The sequence below is a fragment of the Dyadobacter luteus genome (assembly GCF_003383615.1).
GTDB lineage: Bacteria > Bacteroidota > Bacteroidia > Cytophagales > Spirosomataceae > Dyadobacter > Dyadobacter luteus.
This window is the reverse complement of record NZ_QNUL01000017.1, coordinates 1-13,271: the sequence shown is the minus strand read 5'-3', so window position 1 is coordinate 13,271 and position 13,271 is coordinate 1. Positions and strand designations below refer to the sequence as shown.

At 43.1% G+C, this 13,271-nt stretch carries 12 protein-coding genes and 1 pseudogene; 8 read left to right on the top strand and 5 right to left on the bottom strand.

The window, feature by feature from the left end; all coding sequences use genetic code 11:
• Positions 1-5 precede the first annotated feature (5 nt).
• Entirely contained in the window at positions 6-497 is a 492-nt protein-coding gene (locus DSL64_RS18745) for a DUF1579 domain-containing protein (protein WP_115832457.1), read from the bottom strand.
• Between the two features lie 34 nt (positions 498-531).
• Positions 532-963: a hypothetical protein gene (locus DSL64_RS18740; RefSeq protein ID WP_229217142.1), complete on the bottom strand. Its 432-nt coding sequence runs from the start codon at positions 961-963 to the stop codon at positions 532-534.
• A 192-nt stretch (positions 964-1,155) separates the two neighbouring features.
• On the opposite strand from DSL64_RS18740, the gene DSL64_RS18735 reads away from it, so the two are divergent.
• Positions 1,156-2,163 (top strand): GlxA family transcriptional regulator, encoded by a 1,008-nt coding sequence (locus tag DSL64_RS18735; protein WP_115832549.1) that lies wholly within the window; start codon positions 1,156-1,158, stop codon positions 2,161-2,163.
• A 7-nt stretch (positions 2,164-2,170) separates the two neighbouring features.
• On the opposite strand, the pseudogene DSL64_RS29665 reads toward DSL64_RS18735, so the two are convergent.
• Positions 2,171-2,496, bottom strand: a pseudogene (locus tag DSL64_RS29665) (four-helix bundle copper-binding protein).
• Between the two features lie 122 nt (positions 2,497-2,618).
• Here DSL64_RS29665 and DSL64_RS18725 point away from each other — a divergent pair.
• On the top strand, positions 2,619-3,206 hold the full coding sequence (locus tag DSL64_RS18725) for an ASCH domain-containing protein (RefSeq protein ID WP_115832455.1): 588 nt from the start codon (positions 2,619-2,621) through the stop codon (positions 3,204-3,206).
• A 51-nt stretch (positions 3,207-3,257) separates the two neighbouring features.
• Here DSL64_RS18725 and DSL64_RS18720 read toward each other — a convergent pair whose 3' ends face one another.
• Together DSL64_RS18720 and DSL64_RS18715 are read right to left on the bottom strand one after the other, a co-directional pair.
• Positions 3,258-7,733: a carbohydrate-binding protein gene (locus DSL64_RS18720; protein ID WP_115832454.1), complete on the bottom strand. Its 4,476-nt coding sequence runs from the start codon at positions 7,731-7,733 to the stop codon at positions 3,258-3,260.
• Between the two features lie 355 nt (positions 7,734-8,088).
• Positions 8,089-8,385, bottom strand: a complete 297-nt coding sequence (locus tag DSL64_RS18715; RefSeq protein WP_229217141.1) for a filamentous hemagglutinin — start codon at positions 8,383-8,385, stop codon at positions 8,089-8,091.
• Between the two features lie 132 nt (positions 8,386-8,517).
• Between DSL64_RS18715 and DSL64_RS18710 the strand changes: the two genes are divergently transcribed.
• The 6 genes from DSL64_RS18710 (at position 8,518) to DSL64_RS18685 (ending at position 13,134) form a co-directional block, all read left to right on the top strand.
• Positions 8,518-9,195, top strand: a complete 678-nt coding sequence (locus DSL64_RS18710; protein ID WP_115832453.1) for a response regulator transcription factor — start codon at positions 8,518-8,520, stop codon at positions 9,193-9,195.
• Positions 9,192-10,460: a sensor histidine kinase gene (gene porY / locus DSL64_RS18705; RefSeq protein WP_115832452.1), complete on the top strand. Its 1,269-nt coding sequence runs from the start codon at positions 9,192-9,194 to the stop codon at positions 10,458-10,460. The genes DSL64_RS18710 and porY overlap by 4 nt, the downstream gene beginning before the upstream one ends.
• A 78-nt stretch (positions 10,461-10,538) precedes the next feature.
• On the top strand, positions 10,539-11,360 hold the full coding sequence (locus DSL64_RS18700) for an HAEPLYID family protein (RefSeq protein ID WP_115832451.1): 822 nt from the start codon (positions 10,539-10,541) through the stop codon (positions 11,358-11,360).
• Positions 11,361-11,439: 79 nt separating this feature from the next.
• Positions 11,440-11,877: a PepSY-like domain-containing protein gene (locus DSL64_RS18695; RefSeq protein ID WP_115832450.1), complete on the top strand. Its 438-nt coding sequence runs from the start codon at positions 11,440-11,442 to the stop codon at positions 11,875-11,877.
• 132 nt (positions 11,878-12,009) lie between these two features.
• A complete protein-coding gene (locus DSL64_RS18690; RefSeq protein WP_115832449.1) occupies positions 12,010-12,255 on the top strand; it encodes a hypothetical protein in 246 nt (81 codons plus the stop codon).
• 90 nt (positions 12,256-12,345) lie between these two features.
• Entirely contained in the window at positions 12,346-13,134 is a 789-nt protein-coding gene (locus DSL64_RS18685; protein WP_115832547.1) for an SHOCT domain-containing protein, read from the top strand.
• The last annotated feature ends 137 nt before the right edge of the window (positions 13,135-13,271 follow it).

The window sequence follows — 13,271 nt, the reverse complement described above, 5'->3', positions numbered from 1 at the left end:
TTGTTTTATTGCACCCTGCGAAAAATCGTTTCGGTAGCTTTGTTTTCTTCGCCTTCCGGTGAAATATTGTAAGCCGTTACCACCAGTGTATCGTCTTCTGTAAGTATTGTTTCGGTGCGCCATCCCCAGGGAACCGGAATGTCAGGTCCACCGTAGCTGCCCAAAACTGAAATGCCTTTCTCTTGTTTCGCTCCCATTGATAACATGATGCCGGTACCCATGTGGAAACTGTCAATCCAGGCACATTGCAGGGTTTCATTTGGAATATCATAACCATAGAAAGCGATGCCTTCAAAAGGTTTTCCCTGCATCTGACCTTTGTATTCAAACATCTGAAAGCGCCCTCCGAGTACAGGACGAAAGGTAGCTTCCATTTCGGATTCATCTGCGAGTACATCCGGTTCAAACCAGGTTTTGGTTATGCCTTTCCATGCACCGGTCAGTGCCGACAATTCTTTATGAATTCCTGATGATAACGATTCTTCGAACTTACTCATGAACTGATATTGGATTGAGATGAGATGTTAAAATTTAAGAATTCTGACCTGCTTTGATCTTTCCTTTTTCTGATAAAGCGCCTTCTGTATTTCGTTTCATGGTTTTGATATAGTCGACTTTTTTAAACCGCAAAGCGCTCCAGTCTTCATTAATGGCTACCATTCTGACGGGCTCCATATCGAATTGCCCCATGATGGTCCAGCCTGTATCCCGGTTGAAATCACATTTGTATCGCTTAGATGTTCCTTTGGGATAACACATCCACAGTATTGCGTCGCCTTTAAGTAATGGGGCAAGGCTGGGTATTAGGGCATCAATCTCTGCCTGCTTTGTTACAAATGCCATACAAAATTCAGTATGGATAACCTGATCCAATTCTGTAACTATAACAGCCTCCTCCCGGATACTGTCTATGTTTGAAATGAAGGAATCCGGAGCATTCAGGATGACTACCGGGGATTGCATTTTGAAGTTAAGCTTTTTGAAAACAGCATCCATTTTGACTCTGCAGATTTTACGTGGCAACTATGAACAAAAATACATAGAATGACGCAAAATTTGTATGGCGGAATCAGACAGCTGCGAGGGGTATTCGGGACAAAATACTAACTTGTGGGAATCTTGCAGAAACACTATACAAAAGAAAAATCTTACAATATGATACAGTTAGCTTTATTGATCACCAATAAACACAGGATGTTAAGCGTTGCAGCCATTCTGGATGTATTTGAATCGGTAAATCTGTTTTATAAAAGTGACGGACAACCTGAATTTTTCGATATTAAATTATATGCACCGTCCACAGATATTCAGGCATATGGTAAACATCCGGTACGCCCTATTTCCGAAGCAAAGGAACCGGGACTGATATTTATTCCTGCCTTTTCTGCTGAGGACATATCGCATGCTATCGGCGAAAATGCGCCTCTGATTCCCTGGTTACATCAGCAGTATAACCGCGGAGCTGAGATTGCCAGCTTTTGCACAGGTGCATTTTTACTTGCGGCTACCGGCCTGTTGAATGGCAAAAGAGCGACAACGCATATTAATGCCTCTATTCCGTTTTCTGCATCATTTCCACATGTGTTGCTGACTGCAGATGCAGTGGTGACGGATGATAACCGTACGTACACAAGCGGTGGAGCTACGAGTAGTTTTCATCTGATGCTTTATCTGATACGAAACTATTGTGGCAAAGAGATGGCTACGCGTATTGCGAAGATGTTTGCGATTGATATGGACCGTGAGCAGCAGACCTATTTCGGGACGTTTGAGCCAGCGGTGAATCATGGGGATGGTATCGTTAATATGGCGCAAAAGCAAATCGAAAAACAATATCAGGAAGGAAGAACGATTGAGGAGTTGATTCAGGATATTCCTGCAAGCCGGCGGAATGTGGTACGTCGTTTCAAACAGGCGACGGGTATAACTCCCATTGAATATCTTCAGAAAACGAGAATAGAGGCGGCTAAAAAATTATTGGAGCAAACGGATCAGAGCGTGTTGGAAGTGATGCTGAATTCGGGATATAATGATCTTAAATCTTTTCGTCAGCTTTTCAAAAAAAGTGCAGGACTCACGCCAAAGGATTACCGGGCCAAGTTCAATGTAGCCCGAATGGATCCTAAGCGGAATGGACAGACAGCCGGAATGGGAGCTTTATAACGAAAAGTCAGGCAGCAAGTGCAAGAAATTCACAGGTCCCCTGGCATCTTCTGCACGCTTCGGCACATATCCTGCAATGCTCCATATGCATGACGGCGTGCTTTTCGCATTCTTCGGCACACTCATTACAAATTTTAGCACACACCGCGCAAAATTCGGCTGTATAATTACTTTTCAGAAGCATAAGCTGAGCTGCAGCCTGGCATGACGCAGCACATGCAAAGCAAGATTGACGCATCTGATTTGGTACGTTACATGTTCTTCTCCGAGGCAGCTGCTTGCGCAATAATTACATGCGGTCACACATGCGTTACAGGCATCAATACAATACATTATCTTTGCTTCGATATTCATGACCATGGCTGGGAATTGTTTCGATTTGTCAATCTTTGCCAAAAATCCTGCCATATACGAGTTAGTGGCAGTTAGGAATTTACACTTATTAAAAAATTGATATGTTATTCAAACAGAAACATCTGGAAGCTATAAAATCGGGTAAAATAACCCTTGCATTTCGCAGATGGAAAAAGTTAGCGGTAAAACCCGGAAGCCTGATAAAAACAAGTGTTGGGGTAATCCGCATCACTACTGTGGAGGAAATCAACGTATCTCAGATCTCTGATACTGAAGCCGTAAGTGCAGGATTAAGAGATGCTTCCACACTGATTGGATTACTGGGAAAACAGGACGAAGGCCAGGTTTATAGAATGGGGGTGCTGTTTGATTCAGAAGATCCCCGCATAGAATTAAGAGAGACGGTGGAACTGGAAGAGGTTGATTTTGTGCAAATCCAGAAAGAGTTGCTGAACCTTGACAAGAATAGTAAAACCGGTAAATGGACAGGTAAAGTTTTGGAGGCAATTAAAGCTAATCCAAGACTTAAAGCGGCAGACCTTGCAGTGCTTGTGAAGCGGGAGAAAGAGTGGCTGAAGCTGAATGTCAGAAAATTAAAAGGGCTCGGACTCACGATTAGTCATGAACCCGGATACTCCATTTCTCCACGTGGTGAGGCATATCTTAACAAGGCAGGAGCAAAAAAATAGGCTCAAAAGTTATAACCAACTTTCGAGCCTATCAGGGATAAGGAATAGATTTTAATGTGTTTTAATGATCTTTCTGAAAGCTCTGTCCTGTCCCTGAATGACTTCTACAATGTAGGAGCCGGTAGGTAAATGAGCAACGCTGATCTTTTGTTTGAAATTATTCTCTGATTTGGACAGCGTTTCTTTTTTGTACAGTCTGCCGGTGCCGGTATCAAAAATCCGCAGTTCTATATTTCCGGTCGATGTATTCGCAAGATCAACTGTAATGTAATCGGCAGTAGGGTTGGGGTAAACAGACACAACACGTTGCAAAGGAATAATTTCTTCGCTGTTAGTAAGTTGCGTTAGTGCTGTATCAATTAGAGCCCGGCGCGCATTCAGATTGCCTGCTCCAAGTACAAACATAGGTGTTTCGGTAGCAGTAATGTTTACTTTTCCGTTAGCTACGGGAAGTTCTTCCAAGGACATATCGTCACCACCTATGACGGGACGGTATATCTGCGCTTTAGAGCTTCCTGGAAGATTAAGGATGTAATCAGCTGTTCTTCCCACCTCGTCGGGAACAGCGAGAATATACAGAGATTGGCCGTCCAGCTCGTAACGATCCACAATAGGATCGCTGTAAATGGTTTCTTTATAACGATAGTTACCAAAAAGCTTATTGATCTGCACAATGTAGTCAGCAGCTGGTCGGCGGGTCTGGTCTGTGTTCAGAAGCCCAGACGATCCGAACATTCCAGCCAGTGGATTGTCGTCGTACATCTGATAGAAATATACCTTGTCAATTCCTTTTCTGGCTGAGAATAGTGAAGTTCTGATGGTCCAGTCTGCCTGCGTTTCCAGAGCAGATTTGTTTCCGATCGGAATGGCTTTAATCGGACTGTTGGGCTGAACATCGAATCCGGTCTCAGTAAGCCATACGGGCATATCGTAGCAAATTTCGTGAGCTACTTTCATGAATTCTTCAACAATGATATTAGCAGGCGTCATTTCTGCTGACATACCTCTTGTGGAAGTTCCGCTTTGAGCGGAAGAGGTGTTGTCGGTGTAAAGGTGAAAATTAATGACATCCCAGCAGAGGTTCACAGTGCCGTCAGGATTATAACCTCTGAATTCCTTACACCAGTCCACCATTCCTTTTACATAGTCAGGGCCTGTAACAAGTCCGGCGATAACTACAAGCATACTTGGATCGGCATTTTTAACGCCTACGCCAGGTCCCATTGTATTTTTGTGTCCATCATAGAATGCAGAGAGGTTTGCTGCGTATTCACGGGCAGTCTGATAACCCATACGACCTTTCCACCATTTGTCACGCTCGTTGTCACATTCCAGGTACTTCACCAGATCCAATCCGATTTTGATGGTGTTGGGATTGTCACCGGGCCATCTTGGTTCACTGTATACGCTTAACAAAGATGGATCTACTGAGGTATTTCTTCCATATCTCGCGGTGAATTGAAATGCTACCTTAGCCTGTTCGATGTAGGAAAGAGGATCTGCGAAGTTTTTGCCAGATTTTACAGGAACAAATTCTGTTTCGCGATGCCCTTCAGGATAGGTTGCAAGCATCCAGCCAGGCAGCGTTTTGATACATGCCAGAATTTCTATGTTTTCTTGCTTGCAACGTTCGTACATCAGGTCGTAATGCCAGCCACCAATAAGTGTCGGATTGAAAGAATATACACCCTCACTTGATTCAAGCTTTTCCCAATCTAGATAGTGTCTCAAACCTTTGAAGTTTTTAGCAGCATTAACCAGGTTTTCGTCATTTTCCCATGGTTTGGCTCCATGCTGGAAATTCCATTCATAGCCATTCACGCCAAACATGTCGCCCAGACGAACAGATTTTGCAGGTACAGGTGAAGGAGTTACAGTGGCAGGAGTATGGGTTCCGTAAATTTCCATTTCCGTCGGCATAATTCCACGTATATCCCAAATCAGATAGCGGATATTTCCAACCGGTGCATCAAGTAAGAACTGGGCATTTCCGGACAGGTTGCGCTCAGGATATGGTCCAACCCATCCATTGTATCTGTCTCCGGTGAATCTTGCAATTTCGATGCGTTCCCACTGATCGGTGATGATGGATAATTTCGCCGGATTTTGAGTATTCGACCCTTCCAGGTCAAAAAACCTCAGACTTTCAATGGTCATTTCTTCTCCTTCAAGTAAGGGATAGTAAGCCTCATATTCACTGATCACTTTCCCCCATCCTGTCTGTAAGGTCTCAGTTAAATTACCGTCAAATAACTGGTCAAGGCCGTTAGCGGCATTGGTTAGCTGATACCAGCGTTTAGGGTCAAGTGTGATTTTCTGAGCATTGGATACCGGATCAGCAGGCTGAACAATGACGTTTCTGGTCACATTCTCAGCTTCTGTAAATGATCCGTTGCCTGCCTGTGAGGCGGTGATGTTTGTGTTTCCCTCTGCAAGAATTGTCGCGATCCATGTACCTGCATTGTTTGTGAGTGCAATTACCGAAGGGTTGGAAGATGTAAATGTAACAGGACTTAGAGCATTGTTACTTGTGGCGTAGAGGTTGAAGCTATTGCCGCCCACTTTTACAGCCGGTATTGCTTCAAATGTAATGACAGACTGTGTAGGTTGTTCTGCCTGTCCTCCCTCTGCAACTTCGAACCAGTTGAAATTGAAAGTTCCTTTTGGCATGAATAGCCTGATTATCTGGTCTCCTGCATTAAGTGTTGCAGTAGTACTAACGGTAGTATACGTTTGCCATCCTCCTGTTTGCGGCACGTTCACACTTCCCAACACATCTGCGTTCTGGTTTCTGATCTGAATAATTCCGTTTCCGTACGCATTAGCGACTCTGAATGAAAAAGTATGTACACCTGAATTAGCCACTTTTACGTGGTAATCCATCCAGTCTTCATCATCAATATATCCCAGATTGCTTCCGCCTCCTGTATCTGCAGTAGTTTCAGGTCTTACGTCGGTGGCTGCGTTGAAATCTTCTGCTTCAATGCGTCCTGTAAGTAGCTTAGGTGCAACAAATTCGATCCAGTTGAGGTTGAAAAGTCCGTTTTGTGCATACACTCTTATGGTTTGATTTCCGGCTGGAAGCGTCACGAACAAAGAGATAGTCTGCCATGCCTGCATACCACCGGTACGTGGTACAATGGTACCTGCCAGCTTTATTCCTTCAGCATTTTTGATATGTACTTCAGCATTATCGTTGAATCCGTTAGCCACTCTTAGTTGGAGTGTGTATCCTCCGGCCTGGGATGTCTTAATGTTGTAGTCTATCCAGCTGCCATTGTTGATGCTTCCGATGTTACTTCCGCCACCTGTATCAGCGGTAGTTTCCGTACCGGCATCGTGAATAGCACTGTAATTTTCAGCTTCAATTCTGGAAGGGATTTGTGTATAAGTTGCAGGCGTAGTTGGATCAGCGGGCTGAACAATGACGTTTCTGGTCACATTCTCAGCTTCTGTAAATGATCCGTTGCCTGCCTGTGAGGCGGTGATGCTTGTGTTTCCCTCTGCAAGAATTGTCGCGATCCATGTACCTGCATTGTTTGTGAGTGCAATTACCGAAGGGTTGGAAGATGTAAATGTAACAGGACTTAGAGCATTGTTACTTGTGGCGTAGAGGTTGAAGCTATTGCCGCCCACTTTTACAGCCGGTATTGCTTCAAATGTAATGACAGACTGTGTAGGTTGTTCTGCCTGTCCTCCCTCTGCAACTTCGAACCAGTTGAAATTGAAAGTTCCTTTTGGCAGGAATAGCCTGATTACCTGGTCTCCTGCGTTAAGTGTTGCAGTAGTACTAACAGTAGTATACGTTTGCCATCCTCCTGTTTGCGGCACGTTCACACTTCCCAACACATCTGCGTTCTGGTTTCTGATCTGAATAATTCCGTTTCCGTACGCATTAGCGACTCTGAATGAAAAAGTATGTACACCTGAATTAGCCACTTTTACGTGGTAATCCATCCAGTCTTCATCATCAATATATCCCAGATTGCTTCCGCCTCCTGTATCTGCAGTAGTTTCAGGCCTTACGTCGGTGGCTGCGTTGAAATCTTCTGCTTCAATGCGTGCTGTAAGTAATTTAGGTGCAACAAATTCGATCCAGTTGAGGTTGAAAAGTCCGTTTTGTGCATACACTCTTATGGTTTGATTTCCAGCTGGAAGCGTCACGAACAAAGAGATAGTCTGCCATGCCTGCATTCCACCGGTACGTGGTACAATGGTACCCGCCAGTCTGGTGCCATCTGCATTTTTGATATGTACCTCGGCATTATCATTGAATCCGTTAGCCACTCTTAGTTGGAGTGTGTATCCTCCGGCCTGGGATGTCTTAATGTTGTAGTCTATCCAGCTGCCATTATTGATGCTTCCGATGTTACTTCCGCCACCTGTATCAGCGGTAGTTTCCGTACCGGCATCATGAATGCCATTGTAATCTTCAGCTTCAATTCTGGAAGGAACTGAGGTGTAATTCTGGGCATTGGCGCACACAAAGCCCCAAATTAAGAGTAGAGGGAGTAGCAGTTTTTTCATTTGTTGATCTCGAAAATCCGGGAGGAGATTATTGTAATTTATTTGTAGCAATGTAGAAATTTTAATCAATCATTTTGCTTTGAGCGAAAATAATTTTTTGTAAAAATATAGATTATATTCTACAGGTATACAATGTATTTTTACAATGCTGGAATTTTATAGTTTACAGGGCAATATTTTTGATTTGAAGCGGGTAGGAGGATTCGAAACCTGGATTTGTTTCATCCTTAAGAGATTATATTTGACTGGCACATAAAGGACATTCTGTTACGGGAGTAAACAGTAGCTTTGGGAATGTGCGCCAAACCGAGGTCGTCCTCAGACGGTTTGCCAATAATGATCAATCCTTAATAATTTATTTAAAAGCCGGGATTTCCGGTTCCTCTCCCGGATAAGGAAGTGGCTCCGTTTCAGGAACTACTGGCTCTACAGGCGGTAGTTCGGGTTCCGGTTTTACAGGTGGTGTCTCTGGTTCTCTTTCATAGGGTGGAGTTTCTTCCGGTGCATCGGGAACCGGCACTTCCGGACGTGGATCGAATGGGGGCATTTCATCCGGACCTGTAGGAGCAGGTGTAGGCTCGGTATTGAAACTATTCGAATAAATGTTCTGGTTTTGTTCCCAGAAGGCGGTAGCCACTTGATATATATCCATGACGATTAGACGTTTATACTAGTAAATAGTTTCGCATGGTATTAAAATAATTGTGCCTTTATTCAAACTATAGCACCAGATGATAGATCTATTCCCTAATTTTTCCGGTTTTGCCTGGTTATTTTACCTGTTATGAAAATACTGATTGTTGAAGATGAGGCGGATCTGCAGGATGTAATCCGACAATCCCTGGAAATAGAGCAATATGTGGTAGAGTCTGCCGGTGATTATACATCTGCGCTGGACAAGATTATTGGTTTTGAATATGACTGTATTCTGTTGGATATAATGCTTCCCGGTGGTAACGGGCTGGAATTACTTTCCGAATTGAAAGCGCTTGGCAAATCAGACAATGTGATTATCATATCCGCGAAAGATTCATTGGATGATAAACTCGCCGGTTTGAATCTGGGAGCGGATGACTACCTGACCAAACCTTTTCATATTGCAGAGCTGACCGCAAGGGTTAAATCAGTTTTAAGACGCAAATCATTTTTGGGAAACAATACTATGATTTTGGGGAATCTGAAACTGGATATTGATGAACGAACATTGACAGTGAACGGGGATTCTCTCGCGCTTAACCGGAAAGAATTTGATATCCTGACCTATATGCTTGTCAATAAAAACAGACTGGTAACCAGGACGGCTCTTGCTGAGCACGTGTGGGGGGATCACATGGAAGACGCGGACGACTACGAATTCATTTATTCTCAAATCAAAAATCTTCGAAAAAAACTAAAGGATCAGGGTGCCGATGTGGAAGTGCAGGCAGTGTATGGCATTGGGTATAAACTTATACAGCTATGAGCTTACTGAACTACACACTTAAGTATCTGGCATTTGCACTGTTTGGAATCATAAATGTATGGGCAGTGATCTTTTATGTAAATATGTTGGATGAAGTATATGACAGTCTGGACGACGGGCTGGACAACTTTAAAATGCTCATCATTGAAAAAGCAAGTCAGGATTCGACCATACTTTTCCGAAACGAATTTGCAGAAGGCAACTATGAGATACGAGAAGTAGCTGAAAGCTATGCAAAGAAAATAAAGGATGTGCATAAGGATACGCTCATGTACATGCCTTATGAAAATGATCTGGAGCCTGTACGGCTGCTCACTACAGCGTTCAAAAAAAATGACAGATATTATGAACTCAAAATCATTTCTTCCATGGTGGAGGAGGATGATTTAATTGAGGATTTGTTCTATGCACTGATCTGGCTGTATATCGCTCTGATCGGCAGTATTCTTATCATTAATAATTTTTTGTTACGTAAAGTCTGGAAGCCATTTTACAGTATGCTGGAGCAATTGAAGGATTTCAGGTTGGGCGTGAACAATCCTGTCGGCTCGGTAAAAACCGAAGTGAAGGAATTTAAGGTATTGAATGATTCTTTGATATCCCTTACCCGGCACACAACAGACACTTTCAATAGCCAGAAACAATTTATTGAAAATGCCAGTCATGAGATACAGACTCCTATCGCTATAAGTATTAACAGACTGGAGCTGCTGGCAGAAAAAGGGGCATTGACAGAGCCGGATATGGAAACGGTAGGGCGTGTGATTCAAACGCTGGAACGACTGACGCGCCTGAACAAATCTTTACTGTTGCTTTCAAAAATTGAAAATCGTCAGTTTGAACAAGGTGAGCTGGTCAGTCTTAATATGATTATCAAAGAGCTTGTTCTTGAATTCCGGGACTTTGCAGATTATAAGGAGGTGCAGATGAATGTGGAAGAATCAGGAGAACTCAGTTATTACATGCAGAAGGATCTGGCTGTGGTTCTACTTTCCAATCTGCTGCGCAACGCCATTATCCATAATAAAGAAGGAGGTACTGTGAAAATTGCGGTGGACAGGCATTTTTTCAATATTACCAATACAGGATCAGCTCAGCCACTGGACGGTGAGCGGATTTTCAAAAGGTTTGAAAAGTCTTCGTCCGATAAAAACAATACAGGTTTGGGATTGGCCATTGTGAAGGCTATTACAGACATGTATGCTGTGACGATCACCTATCACTATGATGGTGCGCACACAATGACGGTTTCTTTCAAAACTTAAGATCTTTTCCTTCGCGACAGATTGTTCCCAATTCCTTCCGGTTTTGACATTTAACATTGTATCAAAAACACCGGAAGTATGAAGTACAGCTTTTTTATATTCGTCATTTTTGTCATTGCCGGTAAGCACGCAATGGCTCAGTCCGACTCAACTGAGAAAAAATTACCAGTTAAAATCCGTCATGCAGAACCATTATATATGGATTTGATCAGAGACCTTGGCGCAAGAAAGGGAGAGAAAGAATGGAACGTGGGATATGGTATTGAAGGACACAAGGATTATACAGTCAATCACACTTTTGTAGAATATGAATTTTCCCCTTTAAACCGGCTCGGGCTCGAAGTGGAAGTGCCTTTTTCCTTTTACAGATCCGTTGGCAGTGACGAAAATGCAGCCATTCCGCGTAACAGGGTAGAAGGGCTCAAACTGGCTACTCAATATACCTTTCTGGTTTCTCCCAAACATCAGTTATCCATGGCTGCAGGGTATATGCATGAGTTCAGAGCGCATTCATTCTACTCGATTGATCATGGTCGGGGAATGTTGAAAGGGAATTCGGTAAGTCCTTTTCTGATTATGGCAAAAAAGTTTGGGCAGCGATGGAATACAATGCTCTACACCGGGCCGGAGTGGGAATTTACTCCGGAAGAAAATCGTCGTGATCTGTTTTATCAGGTCAATGCCAGTGCGCATTATGTTCTTGCTTCCGGCAATTTCGTGGGTCTGGAGGTGAACGACGAATATGGCAAGGGAAGTAATCAGATGGTACTTCGTCCTCAAATGAAAATTGTTCTCGCCGATAACCTCGCTCTGGGGCTCATTACAGGTATTCCCACCAGCTTTCAGAGTAACGGAATGAGTTTCATGGCGCGTGTCATTTACGAGCCAAAAAGAAAATAACAAACATCTTCAAATACTGAGAAGCAAGAAAATTGCTCCCATTTTTTATCCGGATTTCTTCACTTTAATATTAAAACACATGAAAAAGAAAATGTTGTCTGCATTGATGTTGCTATGCACATTGAGTGGGTTTGCTCAGGATATTCCTGCCAGAGAAGTACCGTCTGTTGTTATGAATGTTTTTAATCAGAAATTTCCTAAAGCGGCCGACGTTGAATGGGAACGCAAGGGGGAATTGTACAAAGTGGAATTTGAAATAAGTAGAAAAGACCACTCCCTATGGATTAATGAATCAGGAAATGTGGTGAAACACAAGGAGGATATACGAAGCGCTGATTTGCCGGCAGCGGTAAAAACAGTGATCGCCAAAGATTACAAAGGGTACAGGATTGATGATGTTGAAAAGCTGCAAAATGGGAAGGAAACGTTATACAAAGTTGAGCTGAAAAAAGGCTCTGAGGACGTGGATGTATTTTTTGATCACCAAGGCAAAAAGGTGGAGAATGTCAAAATGTAGCCGGATGCTTCGCTGAGGTTGTACCATTTAACCGTTGAATAAGTCCATTTCAGGATTGAAAACCAGTTATTTAAATTTGTTCTTTCAACACCCGATTATAAGTTATTTAGTGGTTTTAAGGCAATTACACAGATGTATCAGATAACTGTGAAGGACGAAAGAGGGAGGATTGTCTCCATGCTGGAAGAGGAAGATTATGAGTCCTTTATCGTTAAATGCTACAATTTCAGAGAGGATCAGAGTCTGGATTTATTGCAGGTATTTCACGTAAGTAACGAGAAAAGGCATCTGATTCGAACGGAAACCCTTCATGAGATGATCGAGACCTGGCTTGATCCGGGCTTCCTTTTCACAATGGGCTATCCTTTACAGTTTTGAAATGTGCCTTATGGCATTGTTTTTGTTGCGAGCAGTATAAATACACACTTTGCAGGTATCTTTCGGGATGCCAGCTTAACGCTGATTACTATGAAAACATTAACAACTGAAGGCCGGCATATTATTGAAGAAACTGCTAAAAGGCACGATCTCGAATTTCAAACAGTCGAAGCTTTGCTGAACGCCGTTGTAAAGGGGCACGGAACTATGGCTCAATTCAATATTCCTGAGCTGGGTGGAGCGGGGCAATGGATGAAAGGCGGAATGACCATGATCGGAGATATGTTCAATCATGGGCTCAAAGTAAAAGTAGAACAGGTGGCAGCCGAATTGTCCGATCTGGTTTCTACCAGAGTTATTTTTACATCAGAAGAAAACGATCCTGCATATCAGTCAGAATACGAATCGGACTCAGAATTGGTGGAAGTGAAACCGGGTAGTGCCTGGCCAACAGTATTTGGAAACCCTACAGCCAGCGGCTCTCAGAATAATTTCAGATATGCCTATTTTGCACCGAAACATCGCTTGGTTGTGGAAGAGAATGGAAAAAGGTCGATTTATGATACCAAGCATCATCATATTTCCGGGGTTGCCCAGCAACAGGGAAACGCACGTTCCTATCGCTTCACCAGTCAGGAGGGGGAAATTGATCTGAGCGACCTTACACTTATATCAGAGCCAGCGGATAAAATTCAGGATACGCCCGATATTCCTTATGATGTGACGCGTGCATACAGTAATCCGAATGAGACTCCATTGCGAACTCCGGAAGAGATTATTATTTCAACTATTGAAAAGCTGAATGTACTTTTTGAAAGAGGGCAGATTACGGAGGAGGAATTCAGTACGAAAAAGACGGAATTGTTATCAAGATTGTAAAAACAGATTTTTACAATTACAAAAACAGGCTGCCGGAAATTTTCCGGCAGCCTGTTTTTAGTGTGTGTCAGGCATGTTCTATATCTATAGGGTGCAAGTCCCGAACGAGAGTTGCAGTACTTATCGTTAGCTGATGG